Annotated in this window: 22 protein-coding genes and 1 tRNA gene; 15 read left to right on the forward strand and 8 right to left on the reverse strand. The window is 42.0% G+C overall.

The genetic code is table 11. The features are described 5' to 3' along the window. Positions 1-157 precede the first annotated feature (157 nt). Positions 158-1,192, forward strand: a complete 1,035-nt coding sequence (locus EWE74_RS04040) for a L,D-transpeptidase (RefSeq protein WP_130140227.1) — start codon at positions 158-160, stop codon at positions 1,190-1,192. 75 nt (positions 1,193-1,267) lie between these two features. Next, positions 1,268-2,041 (forward strand): murein L,D-transpeptidase catalytic domain family protein, encoded by a 774-nt coding sequence (locus tag EWE74_RS04045; protein ID WP_239018550.1) that lies wholly within the window; start codon positions 1,268-1,270, stop codon positions 2,039-2,041. Between the two features lie 56 nt (positions 2,042-2,097). On the opposite strand, the gene EWE74_RS04050 is transcribed toward EWE74_RS04045, so the two are convergent. The 6 genes from EWE74_RS04050 to EWE74_RS04075 form a co-directional block, all read right to left on the reverse strand. Then, positions 2,098-5,238 (reverse strand): error-prone DNA polymerase, encoded by a 3,141-nt coding sequence (locus EWE74_RS04050; protein ID WP_130140228.1) that lies wholly within the window; start codon positions 5,236-5,238, stop codon positions 2,098-2,100. An 8-nt stretch (positions 5,239-5,246) separates the two neighbouring features. Beyond that, positions 5,247-6,749, reverse strand: coding sequence for a Y-family DNA polymerase (locus tag EWE74_RS04055; protein ID WP_130140229.1), 1,503 nt, complete (start codon positions 6,747-6,749; stop codon positions 5,247-5,249). Positions 6,750-6,751: 2 nt separating this feature from the next. Further along, positions 6,752-7,489: an ImuA family protein gene (locus tag EWE74_RS04060; RefSeq protein ID WP_130140230.1), complete on the reverse strand. Its 738-nt coding sequence runs from the start codon at positions 7,487-7,489 to the stop codon at positions 6,752-6,754. Between the two features lie 63 nt (positions 7,490-7,552). Then, the gene (locus tag EWE74_RS04065; RefSeq protein ID WP_130140231.1) at positions 7,553-8,251 is read right to left on the reverse strand and encodes a porin family protein; all 699 of its coding nucleotides are present in this window, start codon (positions 8,249-8,251) and stop codon (positions 7,553-7,555) included. 115 nt (positions 8,252-8,366) lie between these two features. After that, a complete protein-coding gene (locus EWE74_RS04070) occupies positions 8,367-9,812 on the reverse strand; it encodes a dicarboxylate/amino acid:cation symporter (RefSeq protein WP_130140232.1) in 1,446 nt (481 codons plus the stop codon). Positions 9,813-9,936: 124 nt separating this feature from the next. After that, positions 9,937-10,287 (reverse strand): 4Fe-4S dicluster domain-containing protein, encoded by a 351-nt coding sequence (locus EWE74_RS04075; protein WP_130140233.1) that lies wholly within the window; start codon positions 10,285-10,287, stop codon positions 9,937-9,939. A 134-nt stretch (positions 10,288-10,421) separates the two neighbouring features. Between EWE74_RS04075 and EWE74_RS04080 the strand changes: the two genes are divergently transcribed. From EWE74_RS04080 to EWE74_RS04115, 8 genes are all read left to right on the forward strand, one after another. Further along, complete coding sequence (locus tag EWE74_RS04080; RefSeq protein ID WP_130140234.1) at positions 10,422-11,435, forward strand: acyl-CoA reductase; 1,014 nt, start codon at positions 10,422-10,424, stop codon at positions 11,433-11,435. A gap of 13 nt (positions 11,436-11,448) precedes the next feature. Beyond that, positions 11,449-11,652, forward strand: a complete 204-nt coding sequence (locus EWE74_RS04085) for a fructose-6-phosphate aldolase (RefSeq protein WP_130141123.1) — start codon at positions 11,449-11,451, stop codon at positions 11,650-11,652. 5 nt (positions 11,653-11,657) lie between these two features. After that, entirely contained in the window at positions 11,658-12,344 is a 687-nt protein-coding gene (locus EWE74_RS04090; protein WP_130140235.1) for a cell division ATP-binding protein FtsE, read from the forward strand. A gap of 141 nt (positions 12,345-12,485) precedes the next feature. Continuing rightward, complete coding sequence (locus tag EWE74_RS04095) at positions 12,486-13,028, forward strand: nucleotide exchange factor GrpE (protein WP_394343213.1); 543 nt, start codon at positions 12,486-12,488, stop codon at positions 13,026-13,028. Positions 13,029-13,032: 4 nt separating this feature from the next. Next, positions 13,033-14,181: a molecular chaperone DnaJ gene (dnaJ, locus tag EWE74_RS04100; protein ID WP_130140236.1), complete on the forward strand. Its 1,149-nt coding sequence runs from the start codon at positions 13,033-13,035 to the stop codon at positions 14,179-14,181. A 126-nt stretch (positions 14,182-14,307) separates the two neighbouring features. Next, positions 14,308-15,051, forward strand: a complete 744-nt coding sequence (locus EWE74_RS04105) for a nucleotidyltransferase (protein ID WP_130140237.1) — start codon at positions 14,308-14,310, stop codon at positions 15,049-15,051. A 4-nt stretch (positions 15,052-15,055) separates the two neighbouring features. After that, entirely contained in the window at positions 15,056-15,790 is a 735-nt protein-coding gene (locus tag EWE74_RS04110) for a metallophosphoesterase family protein (RefSeq protein WP_130140238.1), read from the forward strand. A 266-nt stretch (positions 15,791-16,056) separates the two neighbouring features. Then, on the forward strand, positions 16,057-16,641 hold the full coding sequence (locus EWE74_RS04115; RefSeq protein ID WP_130140239.1) for an outer membrane beta-barrel protein: 585 nt from the start codon (positions 16,057-16,059) through the stop codon (positions 16,639-16,641). 91 nt (positions 16,642-16,732) lie between these two features. Here the strand turns inward: EWE74_RS04115 and EWE74_RS04120 are convergent, their stop codons facing one another. Further along, positions 16,733-18,949, reverse strand: coding sequence for an NADP-dependent isocitrate dehydrogenase (locus EWE74_RS04120; protein WP_130140240.1), 2,217 nt, complete (start codon positions 18,947-18,949; stop codon positions 16,733-16,735). Between the two features lie 211 nt (positions 18,950-19,160). Between EWE74_RS04120 and EWE74_RS04125 the strand changes: the two genes are divergently transcribed. The 5 genes from EWE74_RS04125 to EWE74_RS04145 all read left to right on the forward strand — a co-directional run bounded on the left by EWE74_RS04125 (position 19,161) and on the right by EWE74_RS04145 (position 22,512). Further along, positions 19,161-20,099 carry an ABC transporter ATP-binding protein gene (locus EWE74_RS04125; RefSeq protein ID WP_130140241.1) on the forward strand — a complete coding sequence of 313 codons (939 nt, stop codon included), beginning with the start codon at positions 19,161-19,163 and terminating at the stop codon, positions 20,097-20,099. After that, positions 20,092-21,411 carry an ABC transporter permease gene (locus EWE74_RS04130; protein ID WP_130140242.1) on the forward strand — a complete coding sequence of 440 codons (1,320 nt, stop codon included), beginning with the start codon at positions 20,092-20,094 and terminating at the stop codon, positions 21,409-21,411. Before EWE74_RS04125 ends, EWE74_RS04130 begins: the two co-directional genes overlap by 8 nt. Positions 21,412-21,480: 69 nt before the next feature. After that, entirely contained in the window at positions 21,481-21,888 is a 408-nt protein-coding gene (locus tag EWE74_RS04135) for a hypothetical protein (RefSeq protein ID WP_130140243.1), read from the forward strand. 132 nt (positions 21,889-22,020) lie between these two features. After that, positions 22,021-22,094: transfer RNA gene (locus EWE74_RS04140), tRNA-His, on the forward strand. Positions 22,095-22,260: 166 nt separating this feature from the next. Continuing rightward, complete coding sequence (locus EWE74_RS04145) at positions 22,261-22,512, forward strand: hypothetical protein (protein ID WP_206365130.1); 252 nt, start codon at positions 22,261-22,263, stop codon at positions 22,510-22,512. Between the two features lie 157 nt (positions 22,513-22,669). On the opposite strand, the gene EWE74_RS04150 is transcribed toward EWE74_RS04145, so the two are convergent. Next, positions 22,670-24,343 carry a glycoside hydrolase family 32 protein gene (locus EWE74_RS04150; protein WP_130140244.1) on the reverse strand — a complete coding sequence of 558 codons (1,674 nt, stop codon included), beginning with the start codon at positions 24,341-24,343 and terminating at the stop codon, positions 22,670-22,672. Positions 24,344-24,379: the final 36 nt, after the last annotated feature.

Raw genomic sequence — 24,379 nt, forward strand, 5'->3', positions numbered from 1 at the left:
ATTCAGAAAGAAAAGTAACATTTTCCATTAGCATAATTTATTTTTTCCTAATGGAAATGAAGCTTGCATGAATTATTTATATCTTTTTCTAAATAAAAATTCACGCAGGTTACATATATTTGGAACAATCACTATCAGCAAACTGTTAACTCTGTACATGAGAATATATTTTAGGTTATCATTTTTAATCTTTGCGGCAGCCATATGGTCGTGTAACCGCAATCAGCAAACAGAAACAATCGATCCTGCGGAGCAACGAAAAGCAGACTCGTTAGAGACGATTCGGAAAGCCGAAGAAGAGGCGCGAAAAAGGCCGAGAACAGCAGATGATATCCAACTCTCCAAAGAGTTGTCATATGATAAGCATACATTGGAAGAAACCTATCCTTATCAGGATACAACGCGACGGTTTCAACTGGACAAAATCAAAGAAAAGCTGGCGTATGTAGAAAATTTTCAGCGCACCCCCGCTTCTTATGCGATTTTACAGAACCGGAAAAATAAAAACCGGGAAGCGCCCTTGGTAAAGAATTATCACCGTAATGAATACAAACTCATTTCTGATTCCCTAGGTACAGAACGCTATCAGGCAGCTCCTCTATATGTTGTTGGCGAGACAGAAGCTCCCACTATTTACGGTCGAGATGGTGCACTGGCAAAATTGCTGACCAGCGATACGTTGGATATGGTGCAACTGGAAGGAGTATCATTCGAGGGAACCTGGGAAACCCCAAAACGGTATGTAAAAGCTATCGGCGACTCTGTTACATTCCATCATATAGCTTTTGTGGATGTAACCAATCAGAATATCCTCACCGCAGAACGTACCGGTGATTGCGAATGGGTAATCCGAAGCATGAACCCCGCGACATCTGGCGTTCACAAACCTCCCTATGCGCATGAAACACCATTGGGAATATTTGTAGTGCAGGAAAAGAAAAACAAAATGTTTTATCTGAAAGACGGCACCAATACCATTCACGGTTATGCCCCTTATGCAAGCCGTTTTACCAATGGTGCGTATATACACGGCATCCCAACACAAAGTGTGAATGCGTCTATCATAGAACACAGCTGGTCGTTGGGAACTACACCACGATCGCATATGTGTGTACGAAATGCTTCTTCTCATGCCAAATTTGTATATGATTGGGCGAAGACGTTTAACGCCTTGGTCATCGTTATTGAGTGATATTTACATTAATTTAACATTTTGAAAATCAAATTAATACTACCTTTGCATCTGGATTAAATAATTTTTTTGCCTATGCGTAGTTTAATATTAGTGCTGTTGACGTCGTTTTTAGTGAGTTATATACCGACTAGGCTAACAGAATATCTCCCGAAAGAAAAAGCAGTTGAAACTGTAGTAGAAAAAGAACCTATTCCAAAAATTGACGAAATCAAACTCCTTTATCGTAAGATGAATTTGGAGTTTGTATTACAATATGAAGCCTTTGAACAGGCAATGCAAGGATATCGGACCTTGCAACCGAGACGAGATCATATACTCACCGTCATTGATTTTACGTTGCCCTCAACGGAAAAAAGAATGGTGGTATTGGATATGAAAAACGAAAAGGTACTATATCATACCATTGTATCCCACGGGCGTAACTCCGGCGATAAATATGCACGTTCTTTTTCAAACCGTCATGGTTCTTATCAGAGTTCACTCGGTTTTTATGAAACGGAAAACACCTATCAAGGAGGGAACGGCTATTCCTTAGTCCTTAACGGGCTTGAAAAAGGTATCAACGATCAAGCTAAATCCAGAGCTGTCGTTATTCACGGCGCCGATTATTGCAGTGAATCGTTTATAAAATCTACCGGCCGCTTAGGACGAAGCTATGGTTGTCCGGCTTTACCTCGAAATGTCAATAAACCCATTATCAATACGATAAAAGAGGGTACGTTGCTCTATATCTATGCGGATAACCCGGAATATATGGCAAGTACAAAAATTGTACATGCTGTAGATGAGCGAGGTCTTCTTGCCCAAAACGATGTGGGTATCGATAGCTTAGGAACGTTGAATTAAAGCGGCTATTTTAATGTAGATGGTGGCTACACGGCTATTTAATCAGGGGATTGGGATTACTTAAAATTTCGTCCTTTATAAAAGATGGTATCTGTTGAAGCATCCGAGTTATTCTCTAATTCCAACAACCAACTGTTTAGGTTGAAACACTGTTGCACGACAACATGAATAACCCGTTCTTCTACCTGTATATAACCAGTTACCATCAATAGCTTAGCTTGCAATATCTCCCGACGATACTTTTCAAATACCTTGCTCCATAGCACCAAATTGGCAAAACCTGTTTCGTCTTCAATAGTTACGAACAGTACACCTTTGGCCGTGCCCGGTCGCTGTCGTACGGTAATAAGTCCACATACTTTAACCGGTATTCCGTTTTCCATAAACGATAATTTAGCGGTGGGTAGTACGTTTAACAAATCCAGCTTTTTTCTTAAAAAGGATACCGGATGCGCCTTAATAGAAAGTCCGGTCGTCGCATAATCCTGCACCACATGCTCACTTTCGCTCATTAATGGCAAACGAATCTGCTTTTCTTGCAGGCTTCCTGTATCCTGGCCTTTAAACAGGGCAACTTGCCTATCTTGTATCGCGGCAACTTCCCATAACGCTTGCCGTCGGTCCAAGCCGATAGACCGAAAAGCATCGGCATCCGCCAATCTTTCCAACGTAAAAACAGACAACATGTCCGCCAGTTCATCTACACGCGTATAATGCTTATGACGGCACAGCATTAATTTCTCGATGTTTTCTTCTTTCAATCCTTTAACTTGCCGGAAACCTAACCGTAGTTTATGTGGTTTCACCTCAAACTCTCCTTCCAATGTATTGTCCCACGCCGAATAATTGATATCCACGGGTAATACCTCAACCCCATGCCGACGTGCATCGATAATTAACTGAGCCGGTTGATAAAATCCCATGGGTTGGCTATTTAACAAAGCGGCAGCAAACACATCGGGGTAGTGGCATTTTATCCAACTGGACACGTACACTAATAAAGCAAAAGAAGCCGCATGGCTTTCTGGGAAACCATAGCTACCAAACCCTTCCAACTGACGAAAAACACGCTGGGCAAATTCTTCCTTGTATCCATTAGCCAGCATGCCATTTACCATTTTATCACGGAAGTAGCTCACTTCTCCTTTGGCCTTAAAGGTCGCCATACTGCGTCGGAGTGCATCGGCTTCAGCCGGCGTAAAACCGGCGGCTACAATGGCAATTTCCATCGCTTGCTCCTGAAATAAAGGAACGCCTAATGTTCGTTCTAAAATGCCTTTAATCTCGTCGGAAGGATAATCTATTGGTTCTTCCTTTTTTCGTCTTCGCAGATAAGGGTGTACCATATCGCCCTGGATAGGCCCCGGACGGACAATGGCTACCTCGATGACCAGATCATAAAATGTTTCCGGTTTCAAACGAGGAAGCATGGACATTTGTGCCCGGCTTTCGATTTGGAACACCCCCAAGGTGTCCGCTAGGCTGATCATATCATAGACTTTTTTGTCTTTCGTGCCCATGCTCGTTAGTTCGAGTTCCTGGCCATAATGTTTTTTAATTAGGTCAAACCCTTTGCGGATACAGGTCAGCATGCCCAATCCCAACACATCCACTTTTAGAAACCCTAACGCTTCCAAATCATCTTTATCCCATTCCAGGTTGGTGCGATCCTCCATACGAGCCGGAATAATAGGACATAACTCATGAATTTTGCCTTGTGTAATCACAAAACCACCAGTATGCTGGCCCAGCTGACGTGGAAATCCAATCAGTTGCTCCGCCAATTCCAATATTTTGCGGAAGTGCGGATCTTCGATATGAAAACCATGCTCTTTAAACCGATCAGGTTCCAACCTGCTATCCCAATGTGACCCAATCGTTTGGGATAACCGATTAAGTGCATCCATAGACAAGCCCATGGCTTTTCCCACATCCCGCAAAGCCCCTTTTACCCTTTCCTGCGTCACAGTTGCAACAATAGCCGCTCTATCCCGGCCGTATTTTTCGTAGATATATTGAATAACTTCCTCGCGACGTTCATGTTCAAAATCGACATCAATATCGGGCGGTTCATCGCGCGCGTCCGACATAAACCGGGCAAACAACAGCTTTATATCGGTAGGATTAACTGATGTGATTTCCAGACAGTAACATACAATAGAATTTGCCGCCGAACCCCGTCCCTGACACAAAATCCCGCGCTCACGGGCAAAACGTACGTAATCATATACGGTCAAGAAGTAGGATGCGTAGTTTTTTCGCCGAATGAAGTCAAGTTCCATCTGTATGGTGGGGGTATGCTTCTCTAACTCCTCTTCATTAAATCGCTTTTTTGCACCCTGCCATACCCACATTTCTAATTCTTCCTGTGGCGAACGCCCCTCTTGGGTAAGCTCTTCGGGATACACATATTCCAGTTCATCTAACGAAAAACGACAGGCATCGGCTATTTGGATCGTATGTTCCAATGCTTCTGGATAGGAAGCAAACAAGCGCTCCATCTCTTCCTGTGGTTTCAGATAGCGTTCAGCATTTGGATGCAAACGAAATCCTGCCGTATAGATCGTACATTTCTCCCGGACACAAGTCAGGATATCCTGTAAAGCACGACGCTCTGGGATGTGGTAATGTACATCGCCTAATGCAACCACAGGAATATGAAGTCGTTCCGCTAAATCATAAAGACGAAACAACCGTTTAGTATCATCCCCTTGGTAGATGCGGGATAATCCTAAATAAACTTGTCCACCCAAATGTGCGGCATACTCCGTAGCATTTTCTATAAAAATGGTATCCAACTCAAAATCTGCCGAAAGTGTGTCCGGCGGCACCACCACAAATATGATATCTTGTTTATAAGCATATACATCTTTTTTGTAAAGATGACATTTCCCCTTCTCTGCCCGCAAATTTCCAGTACTGAGCAAACTGCACAATTGACTGTAGCCTTTCTTGTTTTTCGGATACGCCAATAAGCTGGAGCCATCCAATAAATCCAAGCGGCAACCTAGAATAAAACGTATCCGATATTTTCGTGCGGCCACATGCGCACGCACGACGCCTGCCAAGCTGTTTCTATCTACAATGCCTATAGCTTCATAGCCTAAAGATGCAGCTTGTTCCACGAGCTCTTCCGGATGCGAAGCACCCCGAAGAAAACTAAAATTACTGGTTACCTGTAGCTCTATATATCCCATTTCTCCCCCTACGCAAAAAATCCATGTAAATACCAATTGGCAGAGCGATCCCCTTGATAATGTCCCAAACGAAATAACCAATACCTTCTTCCCTGATCATCCTCTACATAGTAATAATCCCGATGCTCCCCCTGCTCAATCCACCACGCACGTTCTATCCGTTCAGGGCCATCTGCCTTTTTGATAAGATGCACCTCTCCTTTGTAACGGAATAACATCGGAGGATAATCCGGAATAGGTGCCGTCACCTCAATAGGATGCGGCGGATTCAACAAGCGTGTTGGACGAGGGCGATCTGTACGCCAGGTAGTGGTTCGTTTCTCTGTTAAGGAAGTCGCTAGCTTTATAGACCGTTCCGGCCAATAGTGTTCATCCGGTAAAAAACGCCTTATACGGCAATGGACATCCCGTCCTTTAAACCGATCTAGTAATTCGGCCAATGCGGCATTCTCCAAGCTTCCCTCTCCACTCCATAGCAGTTCCTGTGTGGGTATCGCTTCCTCTACTTTAAGGGCTTCTAAGACAAAAACCTCAATTCCCCAACCAGGTGTTATATTGCCGATCCGCTGCCTAAACAAAACCAAAAGGTGCTGTACATGTGCTGAAGCCCGGCTGGTTCCTATTTCAACAGCACCTGTTTTTCCATCGATACGATAATAGGTCAGTTTGGCCTTCCGTAGTCCCTTCTGCTCCCCTGCCAAACGCTGGCAAAGCGTCTCTAGAAGCTTTTCGACCGCTATTTCAATCCCTTTTGCCGTTTTAATAGGTTCTAGGCAAGGGAGTCGTTCTGTATACGGAAGAACCGGTTTCAGGGGACTCATAAACTCCTCTTCTTTCCCTATCGTCTGTGCCAAACGCTGCACGAATTCGTTTCCAAAGCGTCTCTTCAATACCCGATCGGGCATGCCCGTCACATTACCCACTGTGCGGAGTCCGAGCTTCAATAACTTTTCGATCAAGCTGGACTCTAAACGCAAGCAAGCAACAGGCAACAAAGATACGGCCTTTTCCTGTCCACCTTCCGGCACAATAGCTCCAGAGGGACCATAACGGGCTATTGCCCAGGCCGCCCCTATGGTTGAGGCTATAGCCGAACGGAGGTCATAGCCCCGCTGGCGGAGCTGACGGTCAATTTCCTGAAGATAAGCTGCTTCTCCGCCCCAAAGATGAGCACAGCCCGATATATCTAAAATCAGGCAGCCTGTCGCATCCACAGCAACTATCGGAGTATAACGTATGCACCACAGCCCGATAGCCTGTAACAGTTTCGCTTTGCGTGCCGGTTTATCCGGCAATACTTTTAAATGAGGAACAGCTGCACGGGCGTCTGCCAATAGCATCTCGGGTACAATTCCCGACTGCGCTGCACGTGGGTTGACGGCAGACACAGACATTCTCCCCCGTACAGGGACAGTAAATACAAAGGGCTCATCGGCGCAATCCGGATGACGCCTCGTGTACCAATCCGTCAACAGGAAAGGTAACCACAGTACAGCATACCGTTTTCCCATCGCTAACCTACCTTTCTCTTGCTAGAGGAAGCTGTTCTTTCCGCCTTCAGTTGCTCCACCTGCAAGCCTCTCGGCGTCCAAGCTAGCTGCCAACAGCTGGATTGCCCATTCTTGACTTTCAGGAGCTCAACCTTCCAAGTGGGGAAACCCACACCGGGCATATCGCCTTCTACATGGCTCATCTGGGTGCGAATATGCCATCGGGCGGCGCAGGTTGTTGCGCCCAGCATCCGGGGCTGCAAACGCAGCAGCAGACCGGTAACCCGGCTCTTCTCTACCACCAGCTGTAACCTCCTCGATTGCACAAAATTGATTTCTTGTAATTCGGCAACAACAACTTTTACGGCCGTACACTTCAAGCCTTCTTCCAATGCCCATAGGATGTCGACTTGCTTCTGCATCTGTACAAAAATGATACGCTCTGGTTCTAGACCAAAGTAGGTCATAGCGGGCGCAAAGGGTTGATCCGAACTACTGATCCATAGCGCTACGCCGTCTTTCTTCATCAGAAAGGACAATAAACCAGCCAGAAAACCGCTCGAAGCAGCTTCCTCTTCTTTGTTGTCACTGATAAATTCATGTAGGGTTCCCATCGGGAAAACATTTCCCGGAAAGGCTCGCTCCAACGTACCCAAACCTAAACCGGTTTCTTTTCTTTCAACTTGTTTAAAGCCCTGCCATTGCAATATTTGATGCTGCAGATCGGCTATCAACATCGATTTTTCGATAGATGTTTTCATCGTGCCTCCTTTCTACAGGACAAATGTAATACTAATATTTTTAGCAAGAAAGAATTAAAGGCGTTAAAAACTATATCCGGCTGTTATGCCTAAAGATTTGTTACGGACTGTACTTTCTGGTTTAAAATCCCCCCATCTGGGTTGTAGATCAGCTATGCCTCGCTGTACATCGAGCGAAACTGAATATTGGCCAAAAAGTGCGTAGCCTATTCTGAAATGTAAGCCGTAGTCCCAGGGTTTAGCGTAGGTGTGGCTGTTGGTGCCCTTCCCGCTAATTATTGCATCATTTTGAAACGCAATATCGCCCTGACCATCAAATGCAATATCGCCAACTACTACCGTCTGGCTCGTAGTCCATCGACCGCCAGTCCCATACCCTACATACGGCCCGACCGCCAGTAACAAGTTACCCGGGCCGATTGTAGGACTGTACAAAAAGTCTACTGGTAACTCTATGTAAGACGTCTTTGCCTCGAAATCCTTTCCCCATCCGATGTGTGACGATCCCGGTTGTTTAAATCCTCTTTTCGCGTATACGATGGCTGGTCGGACTGCGAATAGCTGCGAAAATGGAAGGTCTATTCCTAGCCCCAGATAAATTCCCGGCACGCTAGAGGTATTAGCCGTGTTACCATCACGATCTTTAGCAACGACGTTGGAGTATGTGAGTCCGGCGTTTGCATTCCACTTGATCTGTGCAATACATGAATAATTGGCAACAGTAATAAAAGCAAATGTTGCCAATAGTTTTTTTAGATTCATATAAAATAGAATTAAAGGTTTGCTGTTATAACGATGTTAGATGGTCAAACGCAACATAAGATGCAAGATCTTTCTTGGGGGAAATAATAGGCAGGTACGGCAAACTCACAAAACCTTAAAGGCTGTCGTCAACGGTATCTTCTCGAAACGGAGCCTCTTCATCAAACTCTCCCTCCCATTTCGCAACTACAACGGTCGCTAAACAATTCCCGATCACATTGACGGAAGTACGTGCCATATCCATTAGCTCGTCTATTCCTAAAATTGCTGCAATAACAAAAGTCGGTAGTCCAAATTGGTCAGCCGTAGCAATCAATACGATTAAAGAAGCCCGCGGTACAGCAGCCACACCTTTGGAGGTAATCATCAAGGTAAAGGCAATCAACAATTGTTGCCCAATGGTTAAGGGTATACCGGCCGCCTGTGCGACAAAAATAGAAGCTAAAGAAAGATAAAGAGATGTACCATCCAGATTAAAGCTATATCCTGTTGGGATAACAAAGGAAACAATCTTGCGAGGAACACCAAATTTCTCCATGGCGTTCATGGCTTTCGGCAAAGCAGCATCTGAACTCGTAGTAGCAAATGCAATCGAAACCGGTTCTTTGACCGCATTCATAAAACGTTTTACCGGAATTTTTAAGAATAAAGCAATCGGAAGTAGGATACCGCCCAAAAAGAGCAATAAAGCCAGATATAGGCTACCGAGCAGCATAAAGAGATTTTTAAGAATATCCACACCGAGATGCCCGACAGTATACGCCATGGCAGCTCCTACACCAATTGGCGCAAAGAGCATCACGATATTCGTAAACTTAAACATCGCTTCAGAGAGACTTTCTGTAAAATTGACCAATGGTTTCCGCTTCTTTTCCTCTACTAATGCCAATCCAATACCGAATATTACGCCAAACACCACAATTTGGAGTACTTGGTTTTCGTATACAGCTTTAACAATATTTTCGGGGAAGGTATCCCGTATAAATGCATTAAACTTATATACGCCGTGGACATTGTTCGATATATGCGACATAGCCGCACTGTCGGCAACACTCGTCGTCGCAGTTTTCGGAAGTTCTTCGTGTGGCATATTTTCCACATCGACCCCCACCCCTGCTTGGGTTATATTAATGACGATTAACCCAATAAATATCGCGCAGGTAGTCGCCGACACAAAATATAGCATAGATTTCCATGCCATTCGTCCTACCGATTTCAAATCAGAATGCCCTGCAATACCAAAAACCAATGTAGCAAACAGAATGGGACCAACAATGGTTTTTACTAATTTAATAAAAGCTTGTGATAAGGGTTGTAAAGCACGGGCAAAATTCGGAAAATCCAGCCCGATAAAAACGCCCAGAACTAAGCAAGTTAATATCCAAGTCGTTAAGTTCTTACGGACAATCGCATTCAGTGTTAAAACAGAAGCTACTATCCACCGCACCCACATCATGAAATCCGGATGGATCGCAAACCAATTAAATTCATATATTAAAGTGAGAAGGAGAGCAACCGAAACAGTAAAGAGGGTGATAACAGCAACTTGTTTTTTCAACATTTAGTTTTATATTTTATCTTCGAAAGAAACAAAAATATAAAAATTGTACTGTATACCAAACAAAAAGCATCACCTTGCAGGGTAATGCTTTTTATATCTTTGCAATAAAAAAATCTTCTTTTGCTTACTCAGCGTGCAGCCATGCTTTCTTAGCCAGAAGCTCTTCTTCTGTCTCTACAATCTCTTCATCTTCCACACAACAATCTACCGGACAAACCGCCGCACACTGTGGCTCATCATGGAAACCTTTACATTCTGTACATTTATCAGAAACGATATAATATACTTCATTGGAAATAGCTTCTTGGGATTCATTCGCATCCAGTGTTACACCATCTCCAAAATCAATCACACCGTCCAGCGCTGTTCCTTCTGAAAATTTCCAAGTTACACCTGCATCATATATAGCGTTGTTCGGGCATTCCGGCTCGCATGCACCGCAATTTATACACTCGTCTGTAATTTTAATTGCCATTTATCACCTCACAATTATAATAAATAAACTAATTTTGTCTCGTCCTAAAAATAATACTACAAAGTTAGTAGTTATTTTTAAAGACACGCAAAGATACTTTAAAAAAAAATCAGAACGATTCTAAATTAAAAGATTTGACACAGAAACAACGAATAGATGCCTTTGTCGCATTGGGTAAGGTACTCACCACCGACCAAGAAAAGGTAGACAACATTTTGCGGCAGGCATCCGTCAAAAACCCATGGTATACCATGGAAAACACAAAAAAGCAGCTTCAAGCGTTGTCTTCCAATTTAACATCTGAAAAACTCACACCATGGGTAGCGAGCTACCCGATCGTACAAACCGACCAAACCGTCGGGCTTATATTAGCCGGTAACATCCCTTTAGTTGGTTTTCACGATATCCTGTGTGTACTTATAGTAGGTTTCCGTGCCCAGATTAAATTATCTTCTGACGATGCCGGACTAACAGCCTTTGTGCTCCATGAGCTTATCGACATAGAACCTGCATTTGCCGAGAAAATCCAAATCGTAGATCGATTGCAACAATATGATTTGATCATAGCTACTGGAAGCGACAATAGCTCCCGCTATTTCAATTATTATTTTGGGAAAAAGCCCCATATTATCCGTAAAAACCGAAATTCCCTAGCTATTCTGACAGGCACAGAATCACCCGAGCAATTAAAAGCATTAGGGTCTGATATTTTCGATTATTTTGGACTTGGGTGTCGCTCCGTTTCAAAATTGTTTATCCCCCGCGGTTATAATTTTAACTTATTTTTTGAAGCGATTGAATACTTTAGCCCTATTAAAACGCATTATAAATATGTCAACAATTATGATTATAATAAATCCATCTATTTAATTAATGGCGACAAGCACCTGGATAATGGCTTCCTGTTACTCAAAGAAGACAAAAGATTTGCATCTCCGCTAGCTACGGTATTTTATGAAGAATACGAGCAGCTTCCTCAACTGGTTGCCCAGTTGGAAACACAAGCTGACAAAATACAATGTATCGTTACCGAAGCCACAATAGAAACAAGTATTCCGACGTTTTCTTTAGGAGGTAGTCAATGCCCCTCTTTAACAGATTATGCTGACGGGGTAGATGTACTGGAATTTCTTTCAGAAAAAAAATGATAACTTTGTTATGATGTATGTTATTAAAGTGAAAGGTGTAGCTAAAATTCCCGATTATGTCCAACTACGGGACGAAGCTTTCACCTTGTTAGCCTATTTCCGAGTAGATAGACCAGACAAATCGCTGGAAAAGATAGGTTTAGGTGATAAAACCGACTATATCATGCAAATTGTAGCGGAAATGCCTTTCGGCCAAATAAAAAAAATTGATGTATAAACAGTATGACAACAGCGAACAATACAGTTATTAAATTAAAAAACGTAGATATATACCAACAAAAACATTTGGTACTCTCTCATGTCAATCTAGATATTAGCCTCGGAGAGTTTATCTATTTGATCGGTCAATCGGGAACGGGGAAAAGTAGTTTGTTGAAAATAATATATGGCGACCTCTATATTACCAGTGGTGAAGGAATGGTAGCAGGTTTCGACCTTAAAAAACTTCATGAAAACGATGTTCCTTACCTGCGTAGAAAATTAGGTATTGTCTTTCAGGATTTCCACTTATTGAATGACCGAACGGTAGAAAAGAATTTGGAATTTGCTTTGAAAGCGACAGGCTGGACAGACAAAGGACTAATAGAAAGCCGGATGTTGGATGTATTGGAAAAAGTAGGTTTACGATCTAAATTGCGTAAAATGCCCCACGAGCTGTCTGGCGGTGAACAACAAAGGGTGGTTATTGCACGTGCATTACTAAACAATCCGGAAATTATCCTCGCCGATGAGCCAACAGGAAACCTGGACCCTGCTACATCGGAAGAGATTGTACTTTTATTAAGAGATATCGCGGCCTCAGGTACAGCTGTATTAATGGCTACGCACGATTATCAGATTATTAAAAATATGCCCGCCCGCATTATCAAAACGGCAGATACGGCTTTGTATGACAATGCAACGATATAAATAGTAACACTGACAGAACATCACGAAACCGACATTTTGATAGTTTATTTTTGAATAGACTGACAGGGTGTCGGTTTTCTGTGTGTTGGCAATATTATTGAGCGCCAACAAAAGGATATTAATGTAGGCTATAATATAGATATGATGAACGAACAGGAAAACAATATTCAAGACGAAAATTTAGCGTCTGCTGACCCCATTTCGGAAGAAAATACCGTCCAATCTGAAGAGACAACGGAAGGACGTTTACAACAAGAATTAGCGAATGCGAACGATAAATACACACGTCTGTTTGCTGAATTCGACAATTATAAAAAAAGAACGTCTAAAGAACGTGTAGAGCTTATACAATCGGCGAGTAAAGACGTTTTGGCTAAGCTTTTACCTATTCTAGACGATTTCGACCGCGCGCTGACAGCTATGCAAACGGCCCACGATATAGCAGCAGTAAAAGAAGGTATTGAGCTCGTAAACCAAAAGTTTAGAAAAACATTGGAAAATGAGGGCTTAAAAGAGATGGAAAATCTTATCGGCCAACCTTTTGATGCGGAATATCAAGAAGCCATTACGGCCATCCCTGCTCCCTCAGAAGAATTAAAAAATAAAGTTATAGATGTAGTGGAAAAAGGTTACTTTCTCAATGATAAAGTAATCCGTTTCGCAAAGGTGGTAATAGGTCAATAAGAAGATGGCTAAGAGAGATTATTACGATATATTAGGTGTTTCAAAATCTGCAGAAGCGTCCGAAATTAAGTCTGCATATCGCAAATTGGCGATAAAATATCACCCAGATAAAAATCCAGACGACAAAGAAGCAGAAGAGAAATTCAAAGAAGCTGCGGAAGCTTATGAAATATTAAGCAATCCGGAGAAGCGGCAACGGTATGATCAGTTTGGTCATGCAGGGAATTCAGCTTCTGGCTTTGGTGGCGGCGGGATGAACATGGAAGATATATTCAGTCAGTTTGGTGATATCTTCGGTGGTGGACACCCTTTCGAGAGTTTCTTCGGTGGCGGAAGCCGCAGCGGAGGAGGCAGACGTGTACAACGCGGCACCAATCTTCGCATTAAAGTGAAGCTGACATTAGAAGAGATTGCCAAAGGTGTAGAAAAGAAAGTTAAAGTAAACAAGCAGGTACAATGTCATACCTGTGGCGGTACTGGAGCGAAAGACAAGTCATCTTACCATACTTGTAAAACCTGTGGTGGAGCGGGATCTGTCCGACGTGTAACGAACACCATTCTAGGGCAAATGCAAACAACAAGCACCTGTCCTACTTGTAATGGTGAAGGGGTTGAAATTACATCCAAATGTACAACCTGTCGTGGCGAAGGCCTAGAAAGAGGCGAAGAGACAATTGCGATCAACATCCCTGCTGGTGTAAGTGAGGGTATGCAATTGTCTATGAGCGGAAAAGGAAACGCCGCACCAAGAGGCGGTATTCCGGGAGATTTGATCATCCTTATCGAAGAGATACCACACGAGACACTGAAACGCGATGGTATTAACGTGATTTACGATTTGTATATTAATTTTGCCGATGCAGCATTGGGTACCAGTGTCGAAATTCCAACGATTGACGGAAAAGCAAAAATCAAGATTGACCCGGGGACACAAGGGGGAAAAATTCTGCGCTTAAAAGGTAAAGGGGTGCCAGAAGTCAACTCTTATCACAAAGGAGATCAACTGGTATACGTTAATGTATGGACGCCTAAAGCGGTTTCTCCAGAGGAGCGCTCTGTGCTGGAAAAATTGAAAGCTTCGGCAAACTTTAAACCTCAGCCAGGTAAAAGTGAAAAATCATTTTTCGAACGAATCAAAGAATATTTTGAATAAATAAATTTTCTTTTTTTATGTAGAACCTCGGCGAAATTCCGAGGTTTTTCTGTTTATATAATATGTGTGTTTGTTGCAAACTGGAACAAAAACGTATGTGGATTGTTCAACTATAAAGTATTACATATGATAACAACCCAGGAACAGAAACAAGCTTCGGAAGCATTCTATCGAGATGCCCTCCAATTACTGCGTGACAGCGAATGCCAATTTATGTTGGGCGGAGCTTTTGCGATGTTCCACTATACGGGTATATTCCGCGATACAAAAGATTTAGATATCTTTTGTAAGAGTAGCGAATACCCTAAAATATTGAAATATTTCGCCGCGCAAGGTTACGAGACCCAATTAACCGATGCCCGTTGGCTCGCAAAAGTTTTTCATGGTGAATATTTCATCGACATCATTTTTGATACGGTCAGTAATATTTGCACCGTAGATGATTCCTGGCATGAAAGAGCGTCTGCAGGTACATTTGCGGATGTACCGGTACAATTTATACCGGTAGAAGAGCTGATTTGGTGTAAAATATACGTACAGAATCGGGAACGCAATGACAGCGCAGATATCAACCACATTCTTTTAAAATATGGCAAAAACGTAAATTGGGAATTGTTATTACAACGCTTGAGTCCGCACTGGCACCTATTATTAGCGCAGCTTCTGATTTTTCAGTTTGTATATCCCGCCGATTATCGCGAGATCATTCCCAAATGGCTTTTCGACGAGCTTATGGCCCGCGCAGCCGAACAATATGATCTTCCACCTCCATTAGAAAAGGTATGCCGGGGTCCGTTAATTGATCAGACTCAATACCAAGTAGATATTAAGGAATGGGATTATAAATCTTGTACAATAACAACAATTTAATAGCATGCGTGAGAAAAAAACAAAAATTGCCGCCATGGCCGATATTCATACCAAAATAACCGACCATGGCAGTTTGCGATCGACCTTTGAACAAGCATCCGAAGAAGCAGATGTTTTACTTATTTGTGGTGACCTGACAGATACCGGCGATGAGGACGAAGCAAAGATTCTCGGCGAGCAATTGGATATCTTAAAAATTCCAGTAATAGGTGTTTTAGGAAACCATGATTATGAAAAGGGCAGGCAAAAAATTATCAAACAAATTCTCGCGGAACATAATATGATTATTTTAGATGGCGAATCTACGGTTGTAGAGAACGTGGGTTTCGCGGGCGTAAAAGGATTTGGTGGAGGATTTGACCAATATATGCTTTCGATATTTGGAGAAGATATGATGAAACAATATGTACACGAAGTCGTCAATGAATCGCTGCAATTAGATCGTGCACTTACGCGGTTGGAACAAGAACACCCTGAGTTGCCCAAGGTTGCTATTTTACATTATGCTCCGATTAAAGAAACGATTGAAGGTGAACCAGAGCAGCTATTTCCTTTTTTAGGATCCACCCATCTTGTCGAGCCTCTTATTCGACGTCAAGTTTCTGCCGCTTTTCATGGACACGCCCATTCAGGCAAATTATACGGATCTACAACAACACAGATACCTGTATATAACGTTGCTCTCCCTGTATTAAGAAGAGAACACGCCAACACCTCTTATTTGCTTGTGGACGTGTAGTTGTTCAAACACAATTCCTGCCATTCTTACACTGTCAATCTAACCTACTTCCTGCCAAAATATCTGCAGAACTCTATTTGGATAAAATAAAAACATTTTATTAGCCTTATTTTAATATTTAATTAAAATTAACTTCATCAAAACCAATTGGTTGTACAAACAAACAATTCGGTGACATTCGCTATGCCCGACTGGCATAGCTATTGAATAAACTGAATTAAATTGACAAAAAGTCAAATAAAAAGAACAAATTAAATTAAAGTAACATGAAAAAGTTTTACTTAACATTAGCAGCCGTAGCGGCTTTAACATTTGCTTCACAAGCACAAACTGAAAAAGGTAAATTTATCGTGGGTGGCGGACTAGGATTCGATACCGAATCGGTGAAAGATGCAGACGATAAATCTACCAGTTTCAATATCATGCCTTCGGCTGGTTATTTTGTATCTGACAATATTGCCGTTGGTCTTGGTTTAGGATATCAATGGAACAAAATTGAAAATGGAACGGATGAGGCTACAACCGGTGCATTCGCTGTTGCTCCTTTTGGTAGATGGTATTCTACAAATGGCCCGGTAAGATTCTTCGGACAAGTTTCCGTTCCTATGGGCTGGGGTAACATGAAAGAAAATGGTGATAAAGTAGCCGACGTTTCTAGCTACGGTGTAGAATTGGCTCCCGGTATCGCGTATTTCCCTACATCAAAAATTGGTTTAGAGTTTAAAGTAAGAGGTTTGTATTATAACTCCAGCAATGTAGAACCTACAGGCGGGGAAAAAACCACTGTTAATACGTTTGGTTTAAATGCTAATTCATTGGCTCCAACAGTAGGTGTACAGTTTTATTTCTAATACAAATCATTAATACTACAATAACACCATTGAAAAAGCCGGTTTTATATGAACCGGCTTTTTTTGTTGTTATATATTTTAATATGACGTGCTATTCAAACGAATCTATCACTGTATTGAATGTCACCGAAGGGCGCATCGCTTTGGAAGCCAATGCATCGTCTGGGAAATAATATCCACCAATATCCTGCGGTTGACCTTGCGCACCAATTAATTCCTCATTGATCTCAGTTTCACTTTCCGCTAATGTCTTAGCTAAACTACTAAACTTAGACGCTAGTTCCGCATCTTTCGTTTGATTAGCTAATGTTTCAGCCCAATATAGCGCTAAATAGAAATGTGAACCTCTATTATCAATTTGTCCTACTTTACGCGCAGGCGATTTGTCGTTCGCAAGAAATTTTTCGGTTGCCACATCTAAAGCATCAGCCAGCACCTGTGCTTTCGCATTTTGCTGTGTTTGAGACAAGTGTTCAAATGAAGCACCTAATGCCAAAAATTCGCCCAATGAATCCCAACGAAGATAGCCCTCTCCTACAAATTGCTCCACATGCTTAGGGGCAGATCCTCCTGCACCCGTCTCGAACAAACCTCCACCATTCATTAACGGAACAATAGATAACATTTTTGCCGAAGTTCCCAGCTCTAGAATCGGGAACAAATCTGTTAAGTAATCACGCAATACGTTTCCGGTTACGGAAATCGTATCCAAACCTTTACGAATACGTTCTACGGAAAATTTAGCAGCTTCTATCGGTGATAATATATGGATATCTAAACCTGTTGTATCAAAATCCGCCAAGTATTTATTTACCTTCTTAATGATTTCACGGTCATGTGCACGGTTTTCATCTAACCAGAATACCGCAGGTGTATCTGACAGACGCGCGCGGTTTACGGCTAATTTCACCCAATCCTGGATAGGAGCATCTTTGGTTTGGCACATGCGGAATATATCACCCTCTTCTACCGGCTGTTCCATAAATACATTTTCCGAAGCGTCCACTACCCGGATAATGCCTTTAGCCGTCGCTTGGAAAGTCTTGTCATGCGAACCGTATTCCTCTGCTTTTTGTGCCATCAGTCCTACATTCGGAACGGATCCCATTGTTTTTGGATCATACGCACCATTCGCTTTACAGTCCTCAATGACAGCTGCGTAAACACCTGCATACGAACGATCGGGAATAAGGGCAAACGTATCTTGTTGTTTACCTTCTTTATTCCACATCTGACCGGATGTACGGATCATCGCCGGCATAGACGCATCAACAATCACATCGGAAGGTACATGTAGATTGGTAATCCCTTTATCAGAATTAACCATCGCTAAGTCCGGCCCATTCGCAATTGCCGCTTCAATAGCTTCTTTCACGTCTGCTTCCTGCGGCTGTCCGGCAATCTTGGCATATACCTCTCCTAACCCGTTGTTTTTATTGATACCTAAATCAGCAAACAAGTCAGCATATTTTGCAAATACATCTTTAAAATAGACTTCAACGATAGCACCAAATATAATAGGATCCGATACCTTCATCATCGTCGCTTTTAAATGCGCAGAAAACAATACACCTGCAGCTTTAGCTTCTTCGATTGTTTTGGCTACGAAAGCTTTTAATTTAGCCAAATTCATAACGGATGAGTCTATAACCTCCCCTGCTTTCAGGTTTGCTAAACCTTTTAATTCTTTTACACTTCCATCTGCTGCTACAAATTCAATTTTGAATTTTGTATCGTTATCAACCGTTACCGATTTTTCTGTCGCATAAAAATCACCATCAGACATGGATGCCACTTTTGTTTTACTATCTGCTGCCCAAGCGCCCATACTGTGTGGATTTGCCTTGGCGTAGTTTTTCACGGCTTTGGGCGCTCTACGGTCTGAGTTCCCCTCCCGCAATACGGGATTCACCGCCGAGCCTAAAACTTTCGCATAAGTAGCTTTTATTTCTTCTTCTTCTGCGTTTGCCGGTGTATCCGGATAGTTAGGTACATTATAACCTGCTTTTTGCAGCTCCGCAATCGCTCCTTTTAATTGCGGGATAGATGCCGAAATATTCGGTAATTTAATGATATTAGCCTCTGGCGTGGTTGCTAATTGTCCCAATTCCGCCAGCGCATCAGATACTTTTTGTGCCGGTGCTAAATATTCGGAAAAGTTAGCCAATATACGTCCGGCCAATGAAATGTCTCTTAACTCTACTTCTATACCGGCAGTTTTTGCAAACGCCTGAACAATGGGTAAAAACGAATAGGTTGCCAGTAAAGGCGCCTCATCTGTCTTTGTGTAAATAATTTTGGATGACATAATTTTCTGTTGAAATAAAAATTCGCCTAAAGGTACGCATTTGCATGCAAAAATGGAAGCGTGTATTTCTCCCCAAACACATTTCTTTGCAAGCATATGATCATGCATAATTCATTGCATATATGAATGAATTATGTATGAATATTTTTTTTCATTAGTATTCGTGAATGCAGCGCATTTTATTTAGGTTTAGGAACAAATTATATATTCTATGCTAGACATCCGTCACATCGTTAAGCAGTATAGCCATCACCGTGCCTTGGACGATGTATCCTTACATGTACCGAAAGGCAGTATCTTTGGTCTTTTGGGACCTAATGGTGCTGGAAAGACCTCTCTTATCCGTATCATCAACCAGATTACCGCTCCGGATAGTGGTGAAATCTATTTTGATGGTGAGCTCCTTCAACCCAAACATATCGAACGCATAGGTTATCTGCCGGAAGAACGTGGATTATATAAAAAGATGAAAATAGGCGAACAGATGCTTTATCTGGCGCAACTTAAAGGACTGTCTAAAAGTGATGCTGTGCAACGTATCCGGAAGTGGTTTGAAAAATTGCAGATTGAAAGTTGGTGGGATAAAAAAGTGGAGGACCTCAGTAAAGGTATGCAACAAAAAGTGCAATTTGTGGCTACCGTCGTGCATGAACCGGATCTCATTATCCTCGATGAACCTTTTTCCGGTTTTGATCCTGTCAATGCGCAAGTGATACAAGAAGAAATCCTGGAACTGAACAAAAAAGGAGCTACCATTATCTATTCTACACATCGGATGGAATCGGTCGAAGAACTTTGTGACTACATCGCACTGATCAATAAATCGAAAAAAGTGTTGGATGGCCCGGTTCGCGAAATAAAACGTTCTTACCAAAACCAGCAATATATCATTGAATTTAAAAAACAAGAAGGTATTATTCCGCGCTTTATAGAAACGCCCTTATTCGAGGTGATAGAGGAGAAAAAAGCAATCGATAACTATGAAGTTACTATTCGCTTACAAAATGACAATTCCTTGAATGACATATTACTATACCTTATACCTCAAGTTGAAATACACCAAGTAAGGGAAGTTATTCCATCTATGCACGATATTTTTATTGCCAACGTTACAGATCCTTCCACCAATAAACCTACCCGTCATGCATAAGATATTATTAATTATCAACCGAGAATACATAAGCCGCGTAAAGAAAAAGTCCTTTCTACTCGTGACTTTTCTTGTTCCGATGCTTTTTATCGGTATGTATGCGGCTATATTTTTTCTGACCAAACAAAGCTATGAAGACACACATGCAGTTGTTCATGTCGTTGATGAAGAAGGATCTATATCCAGCCAGCTAAAGAACAACAAGAATATTACCTACTCGTTTTCAAATACAGACCTCCAGAAGCAAATCAGTAATTTAAAGAACGGCGCAAAGAATACAAACCTACTGATCATACCGGGCGATTTTTATACATCCAGAAAGATTGAACTGCTATCTTCCGGAAAACCCAATATAGGCACACAAAATGAAGTTAAGTCGCAGCTACGGGAAATTATCCGTAACGAGCAGTATCGCAAAATGGGATTGAATATCGATAGTATCCGTAATATCAATGATAGTATCCATATTGCTGCAAAGGAGGTTACCGAAACCGGCGATGCTAAAGACAGCCACACGGAAGTTGCTATGGGTATAGCCATGGGGTTGTGTTTTCTGATTTATCTATCGCTTGTACTGTTTGGTACACAAGTTATGCGGGGTGTCATAGAAGAAAAAACCAATCGCATTGTGGAAGTCGTCATTTCTTCGGTGAAGCCATTTCAGCTAATGATGGGAAAAATTATTGGAATTGGTATGGTCGGCATCACCCAATTTGTGCTTTGGATTATTCTCTCCTTAACGTTGATGACGGTATTTTCTACCACTTTGTTTGGTAATAAAGAGATGACGCAACAGGCTATAGGACGTAGTATGACGGAAGTACCGGGAGAACACGTTAACACGGGAAATACAGATTTGGATTGGACGGCAGCGCTCGACTCGGTAAATTTCACCGAACTTACGATCTGCTTTTTTGTTTTCTTTCTTGGAGGATATCTCCTATATAGCGCTTTGTTCGCTGCAGTAGGCTCTGCCGTAGATAATGAAACGGAAGCAGGACAATTTACCATGCCGATAACCATGCCCCTATTGATACCCTATGTCCTATCATTTGGGGTTCTGATTAACGATCCGCATGGAAGCATCGCTACCTGGCTAAGTATGATTCCGTTTACATCGCCTGTGGCGATGTTGGTTCGTATTCCTTTTGGCGTACCTACCTGGCAGATTGTGCTATCGGCCTTTTTACTCATTGGCGGATTTATCGTAACAACTTGGTTTGCCTCGCGTATATACCGGGTGGGTATCTTGATGTATGGAAAAAAAGCGAGTCTGAAAGAGCTTCTGAAATGGTTCAATTATAGGAATTAGGCGTATTAAGAGTTAGAAAGTTAGAATAGGTTAGAAAATTTTAACAAACTAGAAAAACTAGATAATTATATGACAACATCTCAAAACACAGAAAAGAAAAAGTCGGGAGTTTTCGGAAAAATCCTGGCTTGGCTGCTTATCATCGTATTTCTTGCAGTAGGTGGCCTCGTTTATTATAAATACTATTTTGTATTTGGGGAGGGTGTGAAATCGGGTTACCTCAATTTTGCGGTTAAAAAAGGCAATCTTTTTAAAACGTATGAAGGGAAATTGATTCAAGAAGGATTAAGGACGCAAACCGGTAGTGGCGTATCGAGCAACGAGTTTGAATTTTCGGTGGAAAATGATTCGATCTTTAGGATACTGGAATTAAATAGCGGCAAATATTTTGACCTGCACTACAAGGAATATCATGGTGTTCTACCTTGGCGTGGTAACACGCGGTATATCGTAGACGAGGTCATTAATATGAAGTAATTCTTGTCTATTTTTGATTAATAAAAATTATCTCATTATAAATGAACTTATTCGCCTTACGCCTATGTTTTTTGTTTAAAAATATTTGGAGTATATGGGGAATTGTCCTACTTTTGTGTCATCAAAATCACGGTGGGTATAGCTCAGTTGGTTAGAGCACTAGATTGTGGTTCTAGGGGTCGTGGGTTCGAGCCCCATTACTCACCCGAAAGCTTCTCTGAAAAGAGAGGCTTTTTTGTTTTTAGTGGTTTTAGGAAACTCATGCTCAGCCGCACCTCTTGTGTGTATTCTTAGAAAATTTGCGCTGTTTTTATTATCTTAGTGGTAAACCGATAATAAGCATGTTTAAAACCAGTTTCGTACAATTTTCAGATGAGCATATTATATAAACAGCAGGCGTACTTTTTGCCTGTAAGCCTTATAAGTGTTGTAGGGTACTATGTCAAAGGGCTTATTACGCCACAAGTGAATACATATTTTTTGATTTCCCTGATAACGACTATTCCCGCAATTTTTTTAGGCAGGTATCTAAACCACCAGTTGAAAGATGGTTCATTCTTCAGATATGTATATTGGGGGCTGATAGTCATTAGCTTAATTTTGATTATTAGCACGTTGGCATAGGAACAATGTTACGATGTAATTTACTATCCTGTATAAAACAAAAAATCGGATAACCTTTGAGGCTATCCGATTACGTAAAATTGGGGTAATTAATTAGTTGAATTTTGAAAACCTGCTGACACACCATAGCGGCGGCACGAACAGCATAGTCGTGGGTCTAAGGTTTCCAGATTGATTTCACTTCGTAAATTTCCAATTCTTCAACTTGTATATTATTGCCCCAAAAATGAAACCCTTTTCTCTCGTTCATGTTGGTCTTACGTTCCTGATACGAGGTATAGATTCCGTCATCGAAGAAAACCTCTACAGATGTTCGGTCGATAAAGATGTCTGCGGAAAGTGCCATACTTGTACGCTCTTCAGGCGAATAGAACATCCCATTTAGCATGTTGCCGTTCATGTCATAGTTTACAATTCGTTGTCCATCCAAGTTAAGTCCAGCATCTGTTGCATGAGAAAGTTTAATTTTAGCCTTTATGCGAATCCTATCTGTATCGTTATATTGTTCTACTTGTTTGTTCGCATCTTCCGCCGTCAAGTTTTTCCATGAGCCACGCTTATTGAACAACTGTTCTACCTCCTTTATGGGTGTACTAATAAGACGTGGTCCTTCTTTGGTTGTCCGCAAACTAAGTTCGGTTGGGAGCATCATCATGCCATTGAAGGCGCCATCCCCCTGTGGGATACGCCCCCAGCCAATTTGGATACGTCTACCATCCGTTTGCGGGATATTGTTAAATGTCTGTGCAGCATACTGTGCACCCGAACAATAGTAATACTTCCCAGCCTCAGGTGTAAATGTCCGACCGTCAAAAGAACCGATCATATAGGTTCCGGTTGCGCCATACATGACCCACTTCTTCTTGCTTTCATCACCGTCAAGGGGTAACTCAAAAAGTTCCGGACATTCCCAAAATCCGGTAACATGACTTTGATATTCCCAGTTTTTTAAGTTTTCAGAAGTATAAATAGAATGTCCATCGCGTTCATTCAACACCATAACCCAATGTGCCGACGGTGAATGCCAAAATACTTTGGGATCACGCGTATCCACGCTATTCCATTTTTCTTTCGAATCAATAAGCGGGTTGTCGTCGTATTTCGTCCACGATCTCCCCCTGTCTAGGCTGTATGCCATACATTGAACTTGGCGGTCAGGACTCGCTACGGTATAAAAGGCGATCATCGCGACGGTATCTCCACGGTTAAAATCAGCTGTATTGTCGTGATCCATCACAGCCGATCCGGAAAACATGGTACCCAAGTTATCGGGATACAGGGCTATCGGCAATTCTTCCCAATGGATCAAATCTTTGCTTACGGCGTGCCCCCAATGCATATTTTCCCACTCGCGTTCCATAGGGTTGTGCTGGTAAAAAAGGTGATACTCATCATCGTGAAAGATTAACCCGTTTGGATCGTTGATCCAGCCGCGTTTGGTGGTAAAATGAAATTGAGGTCTGTTCGCTTCTTTATAAAGGCTATCTTGTGCATGAATCCGGTCTGCCTGATAGATTTTTGCCAAACCCATTGCATCGCCCTCATAGCTTATGGTTAGGGTTTGGCCCTGTAGATGTGATACGTCATAGAATACCCAGTAGTCTGGTTCTCCCGCCGCCAGGCGCACCACCACAGACCATGTGGATCCTTGGTCAGTAGCGAATGTCATTTTGGAACGCTCTGTTTGTTGTGCAATTGGAAAATTGAGATACTGCTTCTCAATCTTGATGGATATCTCTGCAGCCCGTAACGGTGTAGTCAGCGTTAATAATGACAGCACTGCCACCAAGAGAAGGATTATATTTTTTGTGTGTTTATTCTTACCACCCATAGTTTTGTGTATATAGTTTTTACTGAAGATGCTTTA

Source organism: Sphingobacterium corticibacterium (assembly GCF_004208525.1).
GTDB lineage: Bacteria > Bacteroidota > Bacteroidia > Sphingobacteriales > Sphingobacteriaceae > Sphingobacterium > Sphingobacterium corticibacterium.

Coding starts and splice junctions, on each gene's coding strand:
- EWE74_RS04065 (WP_130140231.1), bottom strand. CDS start 8,251: ATGAATCTAAAAAAACTATTGGCAACATTTGCTTTTATTACTGTTGCC.
- EWE74_RS04055 (WP_130140229.1), bottom strand. CDS start 6,749: ATGGGAAAACGGTATGCTGTACTGTGGTTACCTTTCCTGTTGACGGAT.
- EWE74_RS04060 (WP_130140230.1), bottom strand. CDS start 7,489: ATGAAAACATCTATCGAAAAATCGATGTTGATAGCCGATCTGCAGCAT.
- EWE74_RS04105 (WP_130140237.1), top strand. CDS start 14,308: ATGATAACAACCCAGGAACAGAAACAAGCTTCGGAAGCATTCTATCGA.
- EWE74_RS04130 (WP_130140242.1), top strand. CDS start 20,092: ATGCATAAGATATTATTAATTATCAACCGAGAATACATAAGCCGCGTA.
- EWE74_RS04085 (WP_130141123.1), top strand. CDS start 11,449: ATGTATGTTATTAAAGTGAAAGGTGTAGCTAAAATTCCCGATTATGTC.
- EWE74_RS04125 (WP_130140241.1), top strand. CDS start 19,161: ATGCTAGACATCCGTCACATCGTTAAGCAGTATAGCCATCACCGTGCC.
- EWE74_RS04120 (WP_130140240.1), bottom strand. CDS start 18,949: ATGTCATCCAAAATTATTTACACAAAGACAGATGAGGCGCCTTTACTG.
- EWE74_RS04115 (WP_130140239.1), top strand. CDS start 16,057: ATGAAAAAGTTTTACTTAACATTAGCAGCCGTAGCGGCTTTAACATTT.
- EWE74_RS04040 (WP_130140227.1), top strand. CDS start 158: ATGAGAATATATTTTAGGTTATCATTTTTAATCTTTGCGGCAGCCATA.
- EWE74_RS04150 (WP_130140244.1), bottom strand. CDS start 24,343: ATGGGTGGTAAGAATAAACACACAAAAAATATAATCCTTCTCTTGGTG.
- EWE74_RS04135 (WP_130140243.1), top strand. CDS start 21,481: ATGACAACATCTCAAAACACAGAAAAGAAAAAGTCGGGAGTTTTCGGA.
- EWE74_RS04050 (WP_130140228.1), bottom strand. CDS start 5,238: ATGGGATATATAGAGCTACAGGTAACCAGTAATTTTAGTTTTCTTCGG.
- dnaJ (WP_130140236.1), top strand. CDS start 13,033: ATGGCTAAGAGAGATTATTACGATATATTAGGTGTTTCAAAATCTGCA.
- EWE74_RS04075 (WP_130140233.1), bottom strand. CDS start 10,287: ATGGCAATTAAAATTACAGACGAGTGTATAAATTGCGGTGCATGCGAG.
- EWE74_RS04045 (WP_239018550.1), top strand. CDS start 1,268: ATGCGTAGTTTAATATTAGTGCTGTTGACGTCGTTTTTAGTGAGTTAT.
- EWE74_RS04090 (WP_130140235.1), top strand. CDS start 11,658: ATGACAACAGCGAACAATACAGTTATTAAATTAAAAAACGTAGATATA.
- EWE74_RS04110 (WP_130140238.1), top strand. CDS start 15,056: ATGCGTGAGAAAAAAACAAAAATTGCCGCCATGGCCGATATTCATACC.
- EWE74_RS04095 (WP_394343213.1), top strand. CDS start 12,486: ATGATGAACGAACAGGAAAACAATATTCAAGACGAAAATTTAGCGTCT.
- EWE74_RS04070 (WP_130140232.1), bottom strand. CDS start 9,812: ATGTTGAAAAAACAAGTTGCTGTTATCACCCTCTTTACTGTTTCGGTT.
- EWE74_RS04145 (WP_206365130.1), top strand. CDS start 22,261: ATGAGCATATTATATAAACAGCAGGCGTACTTTTTGCCTGTAAGCCTT.